Source organism: Enterobacter cloacae complex sp. IR5458 (genome assembly GCF_049238025.1).
Taxonomy (GTDB): Bacteria; Pseudomonadota; Gammaproteobacteria; order Enterobacterales; family Enterobacteriaceae; genus Enterobacter; species Enterobacter kobei.
Map to the genome: position 1 here is coordinate 91,930 of NZ_JBMKIF010000003.1, position 20,076 is coordinate 112,005.

15 protein-coding genes and 2 pseudogenes are annotated in these 20,076 nt (G+C 45.2%); 12 read left to right on the forward strand and 5 right to left on the reverse strand.

Annotation, left to right across the window (positions count from 1 at the left end; genetic code table 11):
* The first annotated feature begins 1 nt into the window (after nt 1).
* From hypB to ACOTYN_RS03365, 9 genes and pseudogenes are all read left to right on the forward strand, one after another.
* A complete protein-coding gene (gene hypB / locus ACOTYN_RS03325) occupies nt 2-865 on the forward strand; it encodes a hydrogenase nickel incorporation protein HypB (protein WP_332956475.1) in 864 nt (287 codons plus the stop codon).
* A complete protein-coding gene (locus tag ACOTYN_RS03330; protein ID WP_014885010.1) occupies nt 856-1,128 on the forward strand; it encodes a HypC/HybG/HupF family hydrogenase formation chaperone in 273 nt (90 codons plus the stop codon). Before hypB ends, ACOTYN_RS03330 begins: the two co-directional genes overlap by 10 nt.
* Before the next feature lie 3 nt (nt 1,129-1,131).
* A complete protein-coding gene (gene hypD, locus ACOTYN_RS03335; RefSeq protein WP_332956473.1) occupies nt 1,132-2,253 on the forward strand; it encodes a hydrogenase formation protein HypD in 1,122 nt (373 codons plus the stop codon).
* The gene (gene hypE, locus ACOTYN_RS03340) at nt 2,250-3,260 is read left to right on the forward strand and encodes a hydrogenase expression/formation protein HypE (RefSeq protein ID WP_045134142.1); all 1,011 of its coding nucleotides are present in this window, start codon (nt 2,250-2,252) and stop codon (nt 3,258-3,260) included. Before hypD ends, hypE begins: the two co-directional genes overlap by 4 nt.
* Nucleotides 3,261-3,324: 64 nt before the next feature.
* Entirely contained in the window at nt 3,325-5,397 is a 2,073-nt protein-coding gene (flhA, locus tag ACOTYN_RS03345; protein ID WP_071922943.1) for a formate hydrogenlyase transcriptional activator FlhA, read from the forward strand.
* Between the two features lie 154 nt (nt 5,398-5,551).
* Nucleotides 5,552-6,550, forward strand: a complete 999-nt coding sequence (locus ACOTYN_RS03350; protein ID WP_023331175.1) for an ABC transporter substrate-binding protein — start codon at nt 5,552-5,554, stop codon at nt 6,548-6,550.
* Nucleotides 6,550-7,587 (forward strand): FecCD family ABC transporter permease, encoded by a 1,038-nt coding sequence (locus ACOTYN_RS03355; RefSeq protein WP_045282199.1) that lies wholly within the window; start codon nt 6,550-6,552, stop codon nt 7,585-7,587. Before ACOTYN_RS03350 ends, ACOTYN_RS03355 begins: the two co-directional genes overlap by 1 nt.
* Nucleotides 7,587-8,347 (forward strand): annotated as a pseudogene (locus ACOTYN_RS03360) (ABC transporter ATP-binding protein). The gene ACOTYN_RS03355 and the pseudogene ACOTYN_RS03360 overlap by 1 nt, the downstream one beginning before the upstream one ends.
* A 16-nt stretch (nt 8,348-8,363) precedes the next feature.
* Nucleotides 8,364-9,584, forward strand: coding sequence for an MDR family MFS transporter (locus tag ACOTYN_RS03365; RefSeq protein WP_014885016.1), 1,221 nt, complete (start codon nt 8,364-8,366; stop codon nt 9,582-9,584).
* 5 nt (nt 9,585-9,589) lie between these two features.
* On the opposite strand, the gene ACOTYN_RS03370 is transcribed toward ACOTYN_RS03365, so the two are convergent.
* Nucleotides 9,590-9,934, reverse strand: coding sequence for a nitrous oxide-stimulated promoter family protein (locus tag ACOTYN_RS03370; protein WP_014885017.1), 345 nt, complete (start codon nt 9,932-9,934; stop codon nt 9,590-9,592).
* 175 nt (nt 9,935-10,109) lie between these two features.
* On the opposite strand from ACOTYN_RS03370, the gene ACOTYN_RS03375 reads away from it, so the two are divergent.
* The 3 genes and pseudogenes from ACOTYN_RS03375 to ACOTYN_RS03385 all read left to right on the forward strand — a co-directional run.
* Nucleotides 10,110-10,340 (forward strand): SymE family type I addiction module toxin, encoded by a 231-nt coding sequence (locus ACOTYN_RS03375; protein ID WP_014885018.1) that lies wholly within the window; start codon nt 10,110-10,112, stop codon nt 10,338-10,340.
* A 407-nt stretch (nt 10,341-10,747) separates the two neighbouring features.
* The gene (locus ACOTYN_RS03380) at nt 10,748-13,633 is read left to right on the forward strand and encodes a TrlF family AAA-like ATPase (RefSeq protein WP_061069676.1); all 2,886 of its coding nucleotides are present in this window, start codon (nt 10,748-10,750) and stop codon (nt 13,631-13,633) included.
* A 119-nt stretch (nt 13,634-13,752) separates the two neighbouring features.
* Nucleotides 13,753-14,065: pseudogene (locus tag ACOTYN_RS03385) on the forward strand (hypothetical protein); the annotation flags it as partial.
* A gap of 30 nt (nt 14,066-14,095) precedes the next feature.
* On the opposite strand, the gene ACOTYN_RS03390 reads toward ACOTYN_RS03385, so the two are convergent.
* The 4 genes from ACOTYN_RS03390 to ACOTYN_RS03405 all read right to left on the reverse strand — a co-directional run bounded on the left by ACOTYN_RS03390 (nt 14,096) and on the right by ACOTYN_RS03405 (nt 20,076).
* Nucleotides 14,096-14,455 carry a hypothetical protein gene (locus tag ACOTYN_RS03390; protein WP_048213044.1) on the reverse strand — a complete coding sequence of 120 codons (360 nt, stop codon included), beginning with the start codon at nt 14,453-14,455 and terminating at the stop codon, nt 14,096-14,098.
* A 1,302-nt stretch (nt 14,456-15,757) separates the two neighbouring features.
* Complete coding sequence (locus ACOTYN_RS03395; protein ID WP_032175260.1) at nt 15,758-17,884, reverse strand: ATP-binding cassette domain-containing protein; 2,127 nt, start codon at nt 17,882-17,884, stop codon at nt 15,758-15,760.
* Nucleotides 17,877-18,977: a HesA/MoeB/ThiF family protein gene (locus ACOTYN_RS03400; protein WP_223813298.1), complete on the reverse strand. Its 1,101-nt coding sequence runs from the start codon at nt 18,975-18,977 to the stop codon at nt 17,877-17,879. Before ACOTYN_RS03400 ends, ACOTYN_RS03395 begins: the two co-directional genes overlap by 8 nt.
* Complete coding sequence (locus ACOTYN_RS03405) at nt 18,952-20,076, reverse strand: ThiF family adenylyltransferase (protein ID WP_007777516.1); 1,125 nt, start codon at nt 20,074-20,076, stop codon at nt 18,952-18,954. Before ACOTYN_RS03405 ends, ACOTYN_RS03400 begins: the two co-directional genes overlap by 26 nt.

Below are 20,076 nucleotides of genomic sequence, written 5' to 3' on the forward strand. Positions count from 1 at the left end.
TATGTGTAGTACCTGCGGTTGCGCCGAAGGCAACCTGTATATAGAAGGGGACGAACACCGCCCCCACTCCGCGTTTCGCTCCGCGCCCTTTTCCCCTGCCCCGCGTCCTGCGGCAGTTCTGACCGGCATTACCTTTGCGCCGCAACGCTCTGACGCGGGCGACCTGCACTACGGCCAGGGCGAAGCGGGCACTCATGCGCCGGGCATGAGCCAGCGGCAGATGCTGGACGTCGAGATCAACGTGCTGGACAAAAATAACCAGCTCGCGGCCCGCAATCGCGCGCGCTTTGCCGCCCGCAAACAGCTGGTGCTGAACCTGGTCTCCAGCCCGGGTTCAGGCAAAACCACGCTGTTAACAGAAACACTCAAGCGCCTGAACAAACGCGTCTCTTGCGCGGTGATCGAGGGCGATCAGCAGACGGTAAACGATGCCGCGCGCATTCGTGAAACCGGCACCCCGGCGATTCAGGTCAACACGGGCAAAGGCTGCCATCTGGATGCGCAGATGATTGCCGATGCCGCACCGCGTTTGCCGTTTGAAGAGAGCGGCATCCTGTTTATTGAAAACGTCGGTAACCTCGTGTGCCCGGCGAGCTTTGACCTCGGCGAGCGCCACAAAGTCGCGGTGCTCTCCGTCACCGAAGGGGAAGACAAGCCGCTGAAGTACCCGCATATGTTTGCCGCCGCCTCCCTGATGTTGCTGAACAAAGTTGACCTGCTGCCGTACCTGAATTTCGACGTGGAGAAATGCCTGGCGTATGCCCGCGAAGTGAATCCGGAGATTGCGATCGTGCTGGTCTCCGCCACGCGCGGCGACGGCATGGACGCATGGCTTAACTGGCTGGAGAGCGAACGATGTGCATAGGCGTACCCGGACAAATTCAGGCAATCGACGGTAACCAGGCCAGGGTGGAGGTCTGCGGTATATTGCGCGATGTGGATCTGACGCTGGTGGGCAGTACCGATGAAACCGGCGCGTCACGTCTCGGCCAGTGGGTGCTGGTCCATGTGGGCTTTGCAATGAGCGTGATTAACGAAGCGGAAGCCCGCGACACGCTGGATGCGCTGCAAAACATGTTTGACGTGGAGCCTGACGTGGGCGCCCTGCTGTACGGCGAGGAGCGGTAGCACATGCGTTACGTTGATGAATACCGCGCGCCAGAACAGGTACTGCAGCTTATCGGGCACCTGAAAACACGGGCGGCGCTGCTGAACAACACGAAAGAAAGGCCGCTGCGGATCATGGAGGTATGCGGCGGACACACGCACGCCATCTTCAAATTTGGCCTCGACCAGCTACTGCCAGATAACATCGAGTTTATCCACGGCCCCGGCTGCCCGGTCTGCGTGTTGCCAATGGGCCGCATCGACAGCTGTATTGAAATTGCCAGCCAGCCTGACGTCATTTTCTGTACCTTTGGCGATGCGATGCGCGTGCCGGGGAAAAATGGCTCGCTGCTGCAGGCGAAAGCGCGCGGTGCGGACGTGCGGATCGTCTACTCGCCAATGGATGCCCTGACGCTGGCGAGGGATAACCCTGAGCGCAACGTCGTCTTTTTTGGGCTGGGTTTTGAAACCACTATGCCCGCGACGGCCATTACGCTGCAGCAGGCCAAAGCCCGCAACGTCACTAATTTTTTCTTTTTCTGTCAGCACATCACGCTCATTCCCACGCTGCGCAGCCTGCTGGAGGAGCCGGATAACGGTATCGACGCCTTTCTGGCCCCGGGACACGTCAGCATGGTGATTGGCACAGACGCCTACGGTTTTATCTCTGAACAGTACAATCGTCCGTTAGTGGTCGCTGGTTTCGAGCCACTTGATCTACTGCAAGGTGTGACCATGCTGGTTGAGCAGAAAATAGCGGCCCTGAGTGCGGTCGAAAACCAGTACCGCCGCGTGGTGCCCGATGCGGGAAATGAACGGGCCCAGCAGGCCATTGCCGACGTGTTTAGCGTTGAAGGCGACAGCGAGTGGCGCGGTCTGGGGCTGATTGCCGAATCCGGCGTGCGCCTCACGCCAGCCTATCGCGCGTTTGATGCAGAAACACATTTCCGCCCGCAGCCGCAGCAGGTGTGCGACGATCCCCGTTCTCGCTGTGGCGACGTGCTCACCGGTAAGTGTAAACCTCATCAATGCCCGTTATTTGGCAACAACTGTAACCCGCAAACCGCGTTTGGCGCGCTGATGGTCTCCTCCGAAGGGGCATGCGCCGCGTGGTATCAATATCGCAACCAGGAGTGTGAAGCATGAACACGGTGGAAATGGCGCACGGAAGCGGTGGGCAGGCGATGCAGCAGTTGATTAACCGGCTGTTTATGGAGGCTTTTAACAACCCCTGGCTCGCCGAGCAGGAAGACCAGGCGCGCATCGCGCTCTCGACACTCACTGCCCAGGGCGACAGGCTGGCGTTCTCCACCGACAGCTACGTCATTGACCCGCTGTTTTTCCCGGGCGGTGATATCGGCAAGCTCGCCATCTGCGGCACAGCCAACGATGTTGCCGTCAGCGGCGCCATTCCACGCTACCTCTCCTGCGGGTTTATCCTTGAAGAGGGGCTGCCGATGGAGACGCTCACGGCGGTGGTCAACAGCATGGCACAGACGGCGCGCGAGGCGGGGATCGCTGTCGTCACCGGCGATACCAAAGTGGTTCAGCGCGGCGCCGCCGACAAACTGTTTATCAACACCGCCGGGATGGGCGCGATCCCCGCCGACATCCACTGGGGCGCACAGCAACTTAGCGTGGGCGACGTTCTGCTGGTGAGCGGCACGCTGGGATGCCATGGCGCGACGATTCTTAATCTGCGCGAAGGGTTAGGGCTGGACGGCGAACTGCGTAGCGACTGTGCGGTGCTTACCCCGCTGATTCAGACTCTGCGCGCCATTCCTGGTGTGAAAGCCCTGCGCGACGCCACCCGTGGCGGCGTGAATGCCGTCGTCCACGAGTTCGCCGTAAGCTGCGGGTGCGGGATTGAACTGACCGAGCGTGGTCTGCCTGTCAAACCCGCCGTACGCGGGCTGTGCGAGCTGCTAGGGCTTGATCCCCTCAACTTTGCGAACGAAGGCAAGCTGGTGATCGGCGTTGAACGCGCAGCGGCGGAATCTGTCCTGGCCGGGCTGCGGTCGCATCCATTAGGGAAAGATGCCGCCATCATTGGGGAAGTGGTTGAGCGCAGAGGGGTGCGCCTGACCGGGCTTTACGGCGTGAAGCGCACACTGGATCTGCCGCACGCTGAACCGTTACCCCGAATTTGCTAGAACCGCGCCATAAGCGGTCAGCACTGAATGTCTCTTTTCTGCCAGTTTCAATTGGAAAGCAATAATGCCGTATACACCGATGAGCGATCTTGGACAGCAGGGCCTGTTTGATATCACGCGCACACTTTTACAGCAGCCCGATCTCAGCGCGCTAAGCGATGCTTTGACGCGACTGGTCAGGCAATCAGCCCTGGCAGACAGCGCCGCAATTGTGCTCTGGCATAGCGGAACGCAACGCGCGAGCTACTACTCAACGCGTGATAATGGCAAAACGTTTGAATACGAAGATGAAACGTATCTGGCGCATGGTCCGGTGCGCCGCATTCTCTCCCGTCCGGAAGCCCTGCACTGCAATTTTGAGGAGTTCAGGATGGCGTGGCCGCGGCTTGCCGGGAGCAACCTCTATCAGCCTTTTGGCCACTACAGCATGCTGCCGCTGGCGGCGGAGGGCCATATCTTTGGCGGCTGCGAGTTCATCCGCACGACCGACCGGCCCTGGAGCGAAGCGGAGTACGAGCGTCTGCACACCTTTACCCAGATTGTGGCCGTGGTGGCAGAGCAGATCCAAAGTCGCGTCACCAATAACGTGGATTACGACCTGCTGAGCCGCGAGCGCGATAACTTCCGCATCCTGGTGGCAATCACTAACACCGTGCTGTCACGTCTCGATATGGATGAGCTGGTCAGCGAAGTCTCAAAAGAGATCCACCACTATTTCAAAATCGACGCTATCAGTATTGCGCTGCGGGGGCATCGCAAGGGCAAGCTGAATATCTATTCCACGCACTATCTCGATGAAGCCAACCCGGCGCATGAGCAAAGTGAAGTGGATGAAGCGGGCACCCTTTCTGAACGGGTATTCAAAAGCAAAGAGATCCTCCTGCTTAACCTGAGCGAACAGGATCCGGTGGCGCCGTATGAGCGAATGCTGTTTAACACCTGGGGCAATAAGATCCAGACCCTGTGCCTGCTACCGCTGATGTCCGGCAACACCATGCTTGGCGTGCTGAAACTGGCGCAGTGTGATGAAGCCGTGTTTACCACCGCCAACCTGAAGCTGCTGCGTCAGATTGCCGAGCGTATCTCCATCGCGCTAGATAACGCCCTCGCCTATCAGGAGATCCATCGCCTGAAAGAGCGGCTGGTGGACGAGAACCTGGCCCTGACCGAGCAGCTTAATAATGTGGACTGCGAGTTTGGCGAAATCATCGGGCGCAGCGATGCGATGTACAGCGTCCTCAAGCAGGTGGAAATGGTGGCGCAGAGCGACAGCACGGTGCTGATTTTGGGTGAAACCGGCACGGGTAAAGAGCTGATTGCCAGAGCCATCCACAACCTGAGCAATCGCAACAGCCGCCGGATGGTGAAGATGAACTGCGCGGCGATGCCTGCGGGCCTGCTGGAAAGTGACCTCTTCGGCCACGAGCGCGGCGCATTTACCGGGGCCAGCAGCCAGCGCCTGGGGCGTTTTGAACTGGCCGATAAAAGCTCGCTGTTCCTCGACGAAGTGGGCGATATGCCGCTGGAGTTGCAGCCTAAACTGCTGCGCGTCTTGCAGGAGCAGGAGTTTGAGCGCCTTGGCAGCAACAAGCTTATCCAGACTGACGTGCGGCTGATTGCCGCCACCAACCGCGACCTGAAAAAAATGGTCGCCGACCGCGAATTCAGAAGCGATCTCTACTATCGCCTGAACGTCTTCCCGATCTGCCTGCCCCCGCTGCGCGAACGTCCGGAAGATATCCCCCTGCTGGTAAAAGCCTTTACCGCGAAGATCGCCCGCCGAATGGGGCGAAATATTGACAGTATTCCTGCCGAAACGCTACGCACCCTCTCGTCGATGGAGTGGCCGGGTAACGTCCGCGAACTGGAAAACGTCATTGAGCGTGCGGTGCTGCTCACGCGTGGCAATGTGCTGCAACTCTCCCTGCCGGAGGTTTCTCTGCCTGAAACGACCGTGACCGCAGCCGAGATCGCAAAAGAGGGAGAAGATGAATATCAGCTCATTATGCGCGTGCTGAAAGAGACGAACGGCGTGGTTGCCGGCCCGAAAGGGGCTGCCCAGCGTTTAGGCTTAAAACGCACGACCCTGCTGTCGCGCATGAAGCGCCTCGGGATTGATAAAGAGAACCTGCTGTAAGTCCGCATGCTGGCGGTGTTATTCTGGCACCGCCTTTTGTCACCCTGCGCAATTGTCCCTCATTGACACAAAATCGTTTCCTCTGTATAAAATTCCGCCTTAATAATGAGTTTCATTTGCATCAAAAAATAATTTTAATGAAGGGTAGCGTTTAATGAAAAAGGTCATCTGCGCGTTGGGCCTGGCGATTGCGTCGGTCAGTTCTGCTCTGGCAACCACATATCCTCTGACCATTGAAAACTGTGGTTATAAAGAGACCTTCACCAAAGCGCCGGAACGCGTCGTGGCCCTGGGTCAGAATACCGTCGAAATTTTGCTCCTGCTCGGCCTGCAGGATAAGGTGAAGGCCAGCGCCTTCTGGCCGACCAAAGTGCTGCCACAGCTGGCTGAACAGAACGCAAAAATCAAAACCCTGACGGTAGAAATCCCTACGCTTGAATCTATCCTTGCGCAAAATCCTGATTTTGTACCTGCCCAGCTTCCTCTGTTACTTGGGCCTGAGAGTAAGGTCGCAAAACGTGAAGATTTGGCGACCGTCGGTGTGAATAGCTACGTCTCACCGGGCATGTGCGCGACCAAAAAAGCCACAGGGGATATGTACGGCAGCCGCCAGAAGCTGTGGGACATGACCTATCTCTATAAGGAGATTGAGGATTTTGCCAAAATCTTTAACGTGGAAGATCGCGGCCAGGCCGTCATTGCCGATTTCAAAAAACGTGAGGCTGACCTGCGCCAGGAGTTTGGTAAAAACAAAAAGGACCTCTCCTTTGTTTTCTGGTTCTCAAGCTCCTCTCCTTCGGCTGATGCTTACGTCGGCGGTAAAAACAGCGCCTCCGGATTTATTGCCAACGTGCTGGGCGGGCACAACGCCATTACATCTGAAACCGAATGGCCAACCGTGGGCTGGGAAAGCATTATTGCCGCTAATCCGGATGTGATTGTGGTCTCCAGTCTGGACCGTAACCGCTGGGCGCTGGATAACGCGGAAGAAAAAATCAAATTCCTGAAAAACGATCCTGCCGTCAGCCAGCTTGATGCCGTCAAAAAAGGCCATATCGTGGTGATGGACGGCCAGGCGATGAACCCAACGATTCGTACAATTTACGGTGCTGAACAGGTGGGTGAACAGCTCAGAAAACTGGGGCTGAACTGATGACAGCCGCTGTACTTCAGGCCCGCCAGGGCCTGTTCCTGACCACGTCTGCTCTGCTTGCCATTGTACTGTTGTTTCTGGTCATCGCCCTTGGCGTCAGCGTCGGTGAACTGTCCATCCCGCTGGATAACGTGTTTTATGCTATCAGCAATAAAATGGGGCTCACCGAGGTTCCGCTCAACCGCATCTATGAGAGCGTTATCTGGGACTTTCGTCTGAGCCGTGCGCTGGTTGCTGCCTGCTGTGGCGCCGGGCTAGCCATCTGCGGTGCCGTCCTGCAAAGTCTGTTGAAGAACGCGCTGGCGGAACCCTATGTTCTCGGCGTGTCTGCGGGGGCCTCAACCGGGGCGGTTTCCGTCGTGGTGCTGGGTGTGGGAACGGGAGCCGTTTCGCTGTCTGCGGGGGCCTTCGCGGGTGCCTTCGCCGCCTTTGCATTTGTCGCTTTTCTGACGAACGGCGCGCGCGGCGGCAATGAACGCACTATTCTGGCAGGCGTTGCGGCTTCGCAGTTGTTCAATGCCATTACCGCCTACACCATCAGCACGTCAGCCAGCGCACAGCAGGCGCGAGATGTCATGTTCTGGCTGCTGGGCAGCTTCAGCGGCGTACGCTGGCCGGAATTCCAGCTGGTACTGGTGGTGGTCCTGCTGGGGTTAGCCGTTTGCCTCTTCTATTCCCGGGCGCTGGATGCCTTTACGTTCGGTGACGACGCTGCCGCATCGCTGGGGATTGCCGTTCCCTGGGTACGCCTGGCGTTATTTATCACGACCGCACTGATTACCGCGACCATCGTCAGTATGGCAGGCTCCATCGGCTTTGTGGGGCTGGTGGTTCCGCACGTCATGCGTTTCCTGTTCGGACCTTTGCATCGCACGCTGCTCATTGCCAGCGCGCTGGCCGGGGCGATCCTGATGGTGCTGGCAGACATTGCCTCACGCATGCTGATTGCGCCGCAAAGCCTGCCCGTCGGCGTAGTGACCGCACTGGTGGGCGTTCCCTTCTTTGCCGTGATTATTTACCGTTCAAGGAATAAGTGATGAGTATCTGCGCTGAAAATATTACCTGGAAGGTCGGCAAAAAGGCGATCGTCAATGACGTCTCGCTGAAGGTCTCCCGGGGGAAACCGTCGGCCTGCTGGGCCCAAACGGCTGCGGAAAATCGTCTCTTTTACGTATCCTCGCGGGACTGCGTCGCCCGGATGCGGGCCGCGTGACGCTGGACGGGCAGGACATCTCCCGCATCGCCAAAAAGCAGCTTGCCCGCCGGGTAGCGTTCGTTGAGCAGCACGGGATGACCGACGCCAACATGCGCGTTCGCGACGTGGTGAAACTTGGACGAATTCCGCACCACTCCGCTTTTTCCAACTGGAGCACGCACGATGACGAGACCGTCACGGCGGCATTGCAACGCGTGGATATGCTGGATAAAAGCGACCAGGGCTGGCTGAGCCTCTCCGGCGGAGAGCGCCAGCGGGTGCACATTGCCCGCGCGCTGGCCCAGACCCCAACGGAAATCCTGCTGGACGAACCGACCAACCACCTGGACATTCATCATCAGATGCAGCTGATGCAGTTGATCAGCGAATTACCGGTCACCAGCATTGTCGCTATCCACGATCTCAACCACGCCTCGATGTTCTGCGACTCGCTGATTGTGATGCAGAAGGGGCAAATTGTGGCGACGGGGACACCTCAGGACATCTTATCCGAGTCGTTGCTGTGGGATGTTTTCCGGGTCAAAACCAAAATTGAGATCTCGCCGTTCCATGGCAAAAAGCACATCCACTTTATCGTTTAGGGGCGCGTAAATCACAATGCTCCTTCGCCCAGCCGCCACGCTCTGGCCGCCCGTCTTACTGGGTAGCCAGTTTGTTTTCAACATTGGCTTTTACGCCGTCGTTCCTTTCCTGGCGATATTCCTGCGCGACGACATGCTGCTCTCCGGCGGACTGATCGGGCTGATTCTGGGCCTGCGCACCTTCTCCCAGCAGGGGATGTTTATCGTTGGTGGTGCCCTCTCGGACCGGTTTGGCGCGAAAGTGGTTATCCTCAGCGGCTGTATTGTTCGTGTTTCAGGTTATCTGCTGCTGGCCTTCGGGGAATCGCTCTCGCCGATTATTGTGGGCGCATGTCTGACGGGCATCGGCGGCGCATTATTTTCCCCTTCGATTGAGGCATTGCTGGCCAAAGCGGGCACGCACAGTGAGGCGAAAGGGACACGAAGCCGGGCGGAGTGGTTTGCACTGTTTGCAGTCTGCGGGGAACTCGGCGCAGTACTGGGCCCGGTTGCTGGCGCCCTGTTAACGGGGCTTGGCTTCCGCCAGGTGGCGCTGGCGGGTGCAGGAGTCTTTATTATTGCGTTAGTGGTGCTCTACTTCTGCCTTCCTGCTTCTGGCCGCCGTTCACAAACGCTGAAAATACAGCCCTGGTGGACAACCTTCCGCCAGCCTCGCTTCGTCGCCTTCATCATTGCCTATAGCTCATGGCTGTTAAGCTACAACCAGCTTTATCTGGCGCTGCCGGTGGAGATCCAGCGATCTGGTGGTAACGAGAAAGATCTCGGTCCGCTTTTTATGCTCGCCTCCGTGCTGATCATTACCTTACAGCTGCCGCTGGCACGCTTTGCCCGCCGCGTGGGCGCGGTGAGGATCCTGCCGGTGGGCTTTTTGCTGCTTTCTACGGCCTTTGCGAGCGTAGCGATGTTTGCAGCGACTGAACCGCCGGAGGGCTGGTTGCGGTTGCTGCCGTCGGTCTTATTTGTCACGTTACTGACGCTGGGACAAATGCTGCTGGTCCCCTCGGCAAAAGATCTCATTCCGCGGTTCGCCGAGGAATCAACGTTGGGGGCGCATTATGGCGCACTCGCCACCGCCGGAGGGATGGCGGTACTGGCGGGAAATTTGTTGTTTGGCAGTCTGCTGGATCGCGCGCTGGTGCCTTCGGCTCAGGCAATATACCCCTGGCTGCTGCTGGCCCTCTTCCCGTTGTGCAGCGCCCTGGCCCTGCAGGTAATTTGCCGCCCACTGCGAAGCTGAACGGCTCACTTTTTCGGGCGATACTTTTCCGGTAATTCCGGCACCGGACGACGATCGTCAATCAGATGACGAACGGTCAGGACAGGATGACGCCATAACATGCGTGGCCCCGCCCAGCGCATAATCTGCTTCATCTCTTCCCGCTTTGCGGGCTGGTAGCAGTGTACCGGACACTGTTTACAGGCAGGCTTTTCTTCACCAAAAACACACTTATCCAGGCGCTTATCGGCATACGCGTTCAGCGCCTGATAATGCCCCTCTTCCCGAGACGCCTGCGGGCACTGCTTTTCAAACAACGCGATCATTTTCGCGATAGTCTCTTTTTCTCGTGATATGCGTTTACCGGACATAGCGACTTACCGATTAATAAGATGCATCAATAATACTCTTTTAAACCCTGAATTTCAGTTGTTGCATTCCGTTTTCTGAAGCCTGATTCCAGCATTAATGCTACACCTCCTGAAAATCACGGGTATTTTATACAGGCATCAGGATTGACCGTTGTCCGTATTGTCTGGAGGTTCTATGCAAGAGATCGCGACTGGCAAACCCTACCGCCATTTAAAAGTGGGATATTTCAGAAAACGTCACGAGGATCGAAAAACTAAGATACCTAAGCGTTACAGCGTACATGCGGCGTTGAGCTTAAAAGGGGACTGGCTTGAAAAGGCGGGCTTTACTACCAACGCCCAGGTCAGGGTGGGCGTGGAACATGGCAAAATTGTCATCGAGTTGATGCCGGAAGGCACGTCGTAAAGCCGCGACATTTTTCTGCGACATCGCTTTTTTTCATGCGACAATAGCAGGCACTAACGGCCACTGAGCCGCTCAAAACGGTTTCTTTTCAAAGAAATGGACATCATAACTCCATGAGCACAATCGACAATTTCGACGCACATACGCCGATGATGCAGCAGTACTTTCATTCAACATCTTACCTATTGATATTATTGAATAATTCAATATTTAACCAAATTTGGTATACATATGGGCTACTATATCTTAAAAAAAAGCAATGATAGATAGCTTAGGGGAGTATACCAAGTCATCAAAAAATAATGGAACGATACTTCTTGTTCACACAGATTTAAGTTATATTCTGAATAAGTATAGGTCATCATCCTATTAAATAAAAAATAAATTTAATTCAGATGGAGAAAGAAATGTTCAGTAGAGGCTCAGAATGGAATAAATGGGATCTTCATGTCCATACTCCTGCATCAGTTTTGAGAAACGAATATAGAGACGACTGGGATAAATATATTATTGATTTATTCACTAAAGCTATCGAAGAAAATATAAAAGTAATAGGGATTACTGATTATTTTTTCATAGATGGATATAAAAAGATAAAAAATGACTACTTATCTAACCCTGAAAGAATGGAGCAATTATTAGGTGCTGAAAATTATGAGTTAGTTAAAGAAATAAAGGTATTACCAAACATCGAGTTCAGAATTGATAAATTAGTTATCGGAAAGGAATCAGATTTAAGGTGGAATAGAAAAGTAAATTACCATCTCTTATTATGTGATTCTGTTTCTCCAGAAACCATAGAAAAAGAAATTATAAACTGTCTGAAATTTGATTTTTATTCAGAACCAGGTGCCAGAACAGACAGAAGAAACTTCACAAAAGAGAATATAATCGAATTTGGCGAAAAACTATGCCAACATCAACATAATTTTGCTGGACAAAATCCTTTATTTGTAGGGATGATAAATTCATGCTTCAATCTTGATGAACTCAAAGACATATTAAACACGAACGGAAAATTCAAAGGAAAATATATATTAGCTTTACCAGCAGACGAAGATCTAAGTAAAGTCAGTTGGAAGAGTCAAGGCCATGCCGTTCGGAAGCATCTCATAATGCAATCACACATGCTCTTCACTTCAAATAGTGGCACTATTGATTTTTGCAAAGGTGAAAAACACGAGACGATAAGAGATTATCTGAAAGAGTTTGGAAACATAAAACCTTGCGTTTGGGGTTCAGATGCACACTCCTCAGATAAAATGTTTAAACCTGACGATAACAGACACACCTGGATAAAAGCTAATCTCAGTTTTGATGGGCTAAAACAAATAATATATGAGCCTGAGTCGAGAGTTAAAATCCAAGAATCTCACCCTCAGACAAAAGCTGGATATCAAACGATATTAAGAGCAAGATTTATATGTGAAGATAAAAAATTCCCCAAAAATTGGATATATTTAAATAAAGATTTGAATACAATAATAGGTGGAAAGTCTTCTGGAAAATCACTTTTACTTTACTTCATTGCAGCGGCTATAAATAAAAGTGCTGTTTTAGAAAATATAAACTTAGCTGACACCGATAACTATAATACACAAGGTGTTGACTTTGAGGTAGAATGGGATGATGGAAGTATTAGTTTGCTCTCTGACTTAGAGGATACAAAACCTATAACTTACATACCTCAATTGTATATTAATAAACTTGCGGAAGTTGAAGGAAAAAATCAGCTCAAAAAACTTATCGAGTCAATTCTGAAGCAGAATAGAGATTTTTATGAATTCAGTGAAGTAAAAGACTCTGAAATTAAATTAAAAAACAAAGAGATAAAAGAAAAAATTGAACTTCATCAGACATTTTCAGATAATTACACAACATTATGTGATGAAAGAAATAAGATTGGTGATAAATTCTCTATTGAAAAGGAGATCAGTTCATTAGAAGAACAATGTAAAAAACTAAGAGAAAAATCAGGATTCAATCAGCAAGAAATAATAAAATACAATAAACTCAACACCATTCTAAAAAACTCTGAGAATAGACTAAGAGTAGTTGATAACTATCATTTAAACTCCACAAAGCTAATAACTGGCCTACACGAAAGGTTTCTAGATTACACTAATGCTTTAAAATCTGATTTAGCATCCTCATTAAGTGTTGCGGATACTGCTATTTTTTCCAGAAAATACTATTCCATTATTGAAAAAGGTATGGACAGTATTCGCTTAGAAACTCAAAAGCATTTTGAGTTGAAAACAAATAAAATACCAAAACTCATCGATAAAATCACACAAATAAAAGAAAAATCAGAGTTAGAGATCACTCCTTTATTATTAAAAGTTAAGGAAAAACAAAGCCTCGACTTATTTACCAAAAAAATAAGTATCGAAAGAGAAAAACTAAGCAAAATAAATGGACTGCAACAAGTAATAGATAAATTATTAGTAGATGCAAAAGACAACCTTTCTAATTTACAAACAAACTATGCAGAATTAATGTCTTTATATCAAGACTATATTATTGAGTTATCATCCGAGCAATATAGTATTTCTGATGATATGAAAATAATCCCTAAACTGAGTTTCAATAAAGATGGATTTGATAAATTCATAGATAATTATGACATGAGAGGCAATTTACAACCTTTAATGGGTGATGCATATGATCCTAAAGAGATTTTTGCTTTTGATGTAGTAAACCATATAGAAAAAATAAATACCATTTTAGCAAATACAAAAAAAGAAACCTGTCCCAAAGTGAAGAAAGGGATTACTAAAAAGGATATCCTTTACACACTCTACGATGACTATTTCTTCATTGATTATGAAATTATCTATAATAATGATGAAATAATAAAAATGTCTCCCGGTAAAAGAGGGTTAGTTCTTTTGAATTTATTGCTGCACCTGAGCAATGCATCGCATCCAATACTCATAGATCAACCAGAAGATAACTTAGATAACAGAACTATTTATGAACAGTTGAACAGGTTTATTAAGCAACGCAAAAAAACGAGACAAATAATATTGGTTACTCATAACGCAAACCTTGTTGTTTCCGCTGATTCAGAATGTGTTATTGTTGCAAACCAAACTGGTCAAATTAAAGATGGTGAGAATGAAGAGTATCAGTTTGAATATATCAGTAATGCACTTGAAAATACTTTTGAAAAAATACAGGATACTTGCCTTCTCAAGAGTATGGGTATAAGGCAACATGTATGTGAAATTCTGGAGGGAGGCCAGGATGCATTTAAAGAAAGAGAAATAAAATATGGCCTAAGATTCTAAATGATATATAGGAATGTTAGCAAGGTATGACTAAGAGAAGCTCCGCTTCTCTTGTCCCTTGCTCTTTTCACCGTTCTGTTGAAAAAATCAAAATCTAAGCACGAAGATTGACCTACACTGAGATTCTTAATGCTAAACGTGGAAACAAAAGCAAGGCGAATGGCTTCGATTAACCTCTTTGATAGGCTTCCTCCTGTCGTTCCTGCTATCAATGTTGAAGCTTGGAAATCACAGTCTAACATATCCCAAAAGCTGAACCGCCTTATAAGCCATCTTGATGCAAAAAGTAGCAATAGTGAGTTAGCTAAAACAGAGATCTTCGCAGTCAAGAAACAGATCAAAGAGCTTCGCTCGTGCCAGACAGCCTCTATGAGTAGGTATTCCTATGAAGTGAATGCAACAGCCCCTCATCCCTCTAAAAAATGGTCATGAGAGCATGATTGTCAGGATTGCAATTAACCATCAAATTCTTTTTATGTTTTTAGCTTTATCTGAATTTTCTAATATGATTGAAGAAATTATTTTTTCTTCTTTTTTTGCAATTAGAGATTGGATATTAATAGTACCATAATCTAAATTATCACCCCACCAGTACATGAATTCTTTTATTACGGAAGTCATATTGTCTATAACCTCTTGAGATCCTTCGTTATAAATAAAAGATAGTATTTTTAAATTTTCAACATCAATCTCTTGCACAATTATCCGAAACATATCATCAGTTGGATATAAATTCGTTTCATTTAATGATATATTTAATTTCTCAAGCATCTCATTCATAAGCAAGTCTACTTCATTGAAGGCCGTATTATATTCAGTCATTATTTAACCTCTTGTTTTAAATTTATACAACATTACAATTAATCACTTTAAGAAAGAATGTCAAGCGTTTTTGTTAAATAAATAATATCTATTATAAAAAGAATTGCTTGAGTGAATAATTTTTTAATTATAAGCACCATACAGTGTCATCTATTCAACCGAAGCGGAAATTTATAGCATCTTCTGTGCTGCAAGAGAAGCTTTAAAATAAATGCAAGTTAAGCTGTATATCTTTATATAAAATATCAGGCACTGCGATTTTTTATTATTATAGCGAAATGAAGCAAGGGCTAACTCTGCGAAGCCGCTGCGCTTGCTTCTCCGGTTTCCCCTTGCTTTTCTTCCCTTCGGTTAGAAAAGAAAAACCTGGTCTTTCTCTTTCAATGTCTGCACATTTACTACAACAGATTAGACAATCGCAACTATTTATTTTATATGGAAAACTAGTGCTTAAATTGCAGCTCTCATTTTTATCAATCATTTTGCATAAGATAAATTTAAGTTTATATACCAAGGCATCCCGTTAGTTTTTACACGTAGGTAAACTAATAGTCAAAATCGAACTTTGAATTGTAGATTCTTTTAATTTAACTCTATCCATCCGGTTAGAGGTAAAGGGAGGTTCATTTCAAGATATCATTGAACACAGTTCCAGATTAATATTATCAAAGAATTGAAAAAGATAATTATTATTGCAATCCGTTAATGAGTCCACTTCAATTTTCCGTTCTTCTTACAGCGTTCTGAACAGTTAAACATATGATAGCTATTTAAAACCTTCGGTAATCTTATCCAATACGGACTTGTCTGGTTTGATAATTACCAGAATCACACTATGCTCTTCAGTCTAATTTGTCAGTGATAAGGAGATCCGACCTATCGAACTTGCGTCATTTCCTAAATTTAGTGATTATAAATGTGGTTATCTATGGTCTTGTTGTGAAGATGTAGGCTGGAATTATCATGACGAACTGCAGCCTACATAAGCCGACAGTACGGCTTTGATCGAATCATTAACTCTTTTATCATCTCAGGAACTGTGCAGACATTCCAGTTCAATTTTATAACGTTCAGTAAAAATTTAAAAAGGTGACAGCCCATGATCTCAATTGCAGACAATCAACCATCTTTGATGATCATGGGTATATAAGTTTAACAAGATGTCTTCATCTCATGTGATTAAAATATATAACAACACTAATTTAAAAATCGATTCTTAACTCTTCCAAAATATCACCCTTTATATTTCATTAAATTAATATCATAACTACACATACTAATTAGATAGTGTGTTAATTAAATTCATCTAACTGACTCAATGATCTTTTGTTCTATAACTCGCCCACCTTGCTTTCCAGACAAAGGACCAATTAGTACTTTAAAGTCGGCATAGTCATCTGCCTCAGGCCTATGCTCTATAATAACAATTGCATTGAATAATTTAGATTTTTGATATATAAAATTCAGCACCTTCGAAGCCGTCTCAGAATCAAGTCCAGCGACAGGTTCATCAATAAACAATATTTTGTTTGTTTTTCTGGACTTAGATAGTATTTCACATAATTTTATTCTACGCATTTCACCACCTGACAGGGACTGCGTTTTTCTATTAAGTTTCAAATGTGATATTCCAAGATAATGGATAGTTTCAAGAATAGTATTAATCTTAGTGTTATTAAAAAAAGAGCTTAACTCTTTCAACTCAGTATCATATACATCTATTATATTCATACCATTAATCTGAGACTTTACTTCATCTATATTGTGGTCAAACAGTTTACCCTCACATTTATGACATGATATGTAGATATCCTTTTCAAAACCCCTTTCATATTTTATCACGCCCTTACCTTCACAAACTTTACATCCACCAAGTTTGTTTGGAAGGAAATACTCTATATCTAATTTTGTTATATCGGAGAAAAATTCTGCAATTAATTTATTCAAATCCGTGATAGTTGCGACAGTAGAACGTCCTGTATATGATGACAATTTTTGGCTTATATAAATCGAATCGGTAAGACTACAAATAGCTTTAGCTAAAGATGATTTCCCCGATCCGGAGATTCCAGAAAAAACAGTAACACACTCTTTAGGGATACGTATATTTTGATTAATTATGTTATTTTTATTAAGCCCTTCAAAATAATAGTAATCAGATATATTATTTTTGGGATTGAGGTTCCTTTGCGGCTGAATTTTTTCTTTTTCACAAATTTCCCCACCAGAAGAACCAGCGTATTTACCAACATGGATTTGCTGATCAGCAAGATCTATGAAATACTGCGAGTGCTCTACTAAAATAACTGTGTTTTTTTCTGATAATTTTTTTAGCTTTTGAAAGATAACTTCAAAATCGACAGGGTTAATTTGGGATGATATTTCATCGATAACAATCAGAATACCTGTTGTATTAGATGTTAAAAGCCTGCTGAAAATAAGTTTTTGTATTTCCCCCCCAGAAAGACTGGGAATTGAACGAGACAAATTTAAATATCCCAATCCCATATTATTTATTGAGGACAACACTCTAATTAATACTGAGTCACCTATAGTTTTTTTCAGGGTATTACATAATTCAGATATAGGAGATAGTAAAAATTCATCAAATGTAAATCCTAAAACATCAAGTTGGGCTGTTTCTTGGTTAATTCTGCTTCCATTACAAAATGAGCAATTTTCTTCCTTTTTATACTTTGAATTGTTTTGGCTCCGTCCTATATTCGAATTAGCAAAAGACATTACGCCTTTATAAAAAGCTCTTCTTTGCTTCGTTTTTCCTTTGTGTTTAAATCTAAAAGATAATTTCTCAGCGCTTTCTCCATATAGTATTAGGTTTTTCTTTTCAAGTGATAGTGAATCAAAAGTATCATCTACTTTTATATTATTTTTATCACAATAGACCATAAGTAATTGGTGATAATAATCAGATAACTCACCAGTCCGCCAACATAAAAATGGTTTTTGATCTAGTCTACATTTTTCATTAATTAATTCAGATTCATCCACACTAACTATCTCGCCAAGGCCTAAGCAGTGTGGACATTCATTTCTATAATTGTTTATTTTTAATTTATCATAATTAGGTACTGCTACGTTTCTTTTGATTTTTAAAGATGACAAAGCTTGAGCTATATTCAGATATGAATATATAGTTGAACGAGGGTTGTTATTTGTGTTTCTTTGTGGTATCGCAACAGCGGGAATTAACCCACTGAAATTTGCAACTTTATAATCACTTTCATTCAAATAACCGTTTTCTACAGCATCAAACTCATCTTTGCATAATTGATAAATTGATGAAAATGCTAAAGAACTTTTTCCTGCGCCCGAACGGCCATAAATAGCGGTTATTGTATTAAATGGTATAGTAACATCTAAATTTTTTAAATTATGGGTGGCTATTCCCTCAAAAATGATCTTATTCATACTTTCCTCTACACCAATCACATTCAGGATCACGTGGAACATCTTGGACGTTAAAAGATAAACTTCTAAGACTAAATTCGACTCTTTTATTTTCTTGTTGCAAGTGATCTACTTTCCCGGCAAGTAATTTTATAGCGTCCAAGCTTGCAAGGCTTGCAGCCAGACCTGATAGTGGTGAAAATGAACCTAATTTTCGTTTTACCCGGTGCAATTTCTTCACATTAACAAGGTCTTTGCTATTTATTTTTCCTAAAAATAGGTTAAAACAATTAAAGCATGCTGACTTAAATGGAATAATTGTCTGACCGATAAGGGTTTGATGAAGATTATATCCCCCGCCAACTATATGTGGGATATTATGAATCATACTAAAGAGGGCGATTATTTTACTGGTGTAATCCACATTAGGTTCATCAGCGCAGTTTATTATCAAATCTATATCAGAGGGTAGAATATTTCTTTTAAAAAAATCATCATCGATAATGTCATTGATAATGTCAATCTTAATATCTGGAGATATCTTTTTCAAAGAGTTGAGTAACGCTATATTTTTATCAGAGTTAATTTCATCCTCGAAATAAAACTGACGATGTAAATTACTTATATCTACATTATCGTGATCTACAAATATTATCGAACCAACATTGCAATGAGCAAGATACGTTGCCACATTACTACCGACTGCTCCAATACCTACAATCATTACTTTTGATTTTTTAAGATTAATTATACATTCTAAAACCTCACTGGTGGTATGACAGTAGTCTTCAAATGTATTGATCATTCTATATTGTTCAGTGACAAGCTCTGCAGGGTATTGGCAATCTTGATCGATAATTATATTGTTTTCATTCAAAAACAAAGCTAATTTTTCAAGTTGTTGAATATCGATTCCTGAATAATTTGCTACAATTTCTTGAAGAGAAGTTTGCCCATCAAACATCTTTAAGAGTTCAACTATATTTGGAAAGTTGATTTTTATTTTTATACTTTCTCTAATATTGGATTTAAAAAACTCTACAGTATCATCATTTACGACGATACCAATACTTTGTCGCAGTCTAAAATTATTCATTACAGATTTTGCATCCACTTTGTTTTACCAATTCAAAATTAGTCATTTTGCCTTCGTTTGGAAGGTATTCATACCGACTATTTACATATGAAAATGCTGAATCATCCAACAGGAAGTGAATTAATTTCATGCAACTTAGATTAGCTGAAAAACCATTCATCATTGCTAATCCACCAGGCCCTCCTGGAATATAATTATCATAGACAGATTTTGAAAGGTCCAGTTGAGGATTATTGACTATACTATATACAGGCTTCCATCCTTTTAATGCCTTTGAAAACGTATTTTGGGCACAATCTATACAGGGTGTATGTGGAGGGAATATTAATTCTCCTGAACTCATTAAGTGGGCGTCAAATCCACCTGATACATACAGCGGAATAGCTCTTGCTTGTGCATATCTACCAAGTTTTAAAGAAGTATGACCTATATAAGGCTCATCACAAGTATTAATAATCAGATCTGTATCATCAGAAATGATAGAGGATAGATTAGTAGTAGGTATAAGTTTTTCAAAATGTTTTGTTATTATTACTCGACTATCGATCCAACTCAAAAATTCTGACAGGACATCTACCTTTGGTTTTCCGATTTTCTTATAGTTATAATAACAATGCCTTGCTGCATTTGACTTTGAAAGGGACTTATAATCAACCAAAACTATATTTTTAACACCTGCGCGGACAAGTATTTCTATAATTTTGGCTCCTACAGCTCCACACCCAAATAAAACAACCTTTTTGCTCTCCAAGATATGTTGAGTTTCTACACCAGGTCGTTCAAGGACAAAATCGTCCCAAAATGTAATTTGTCGTGAAAAACGAGGTTCAATATCGCAAATGTTATTTACATCATAAATAAAATGTTGATTTAGTAAAAAAGCAATTAGTTTATCGACATCTTTTGAGCGTAGGGACCCCATCTCAGTAACTATATCATTTATAGTTTTTATACCATCAAGGCTGGCAATAAATCGAGCGACATTTTTATTAGTTTTTATTTCTAATCTATCACGCGTTGTCATCACATGAAATGTGAGTTTGACATTATCAGTATTATCTTCATTCGATATAAAAATATCCACAGTTTCTTTTATTTTATATTTTTTGGAGTCCAT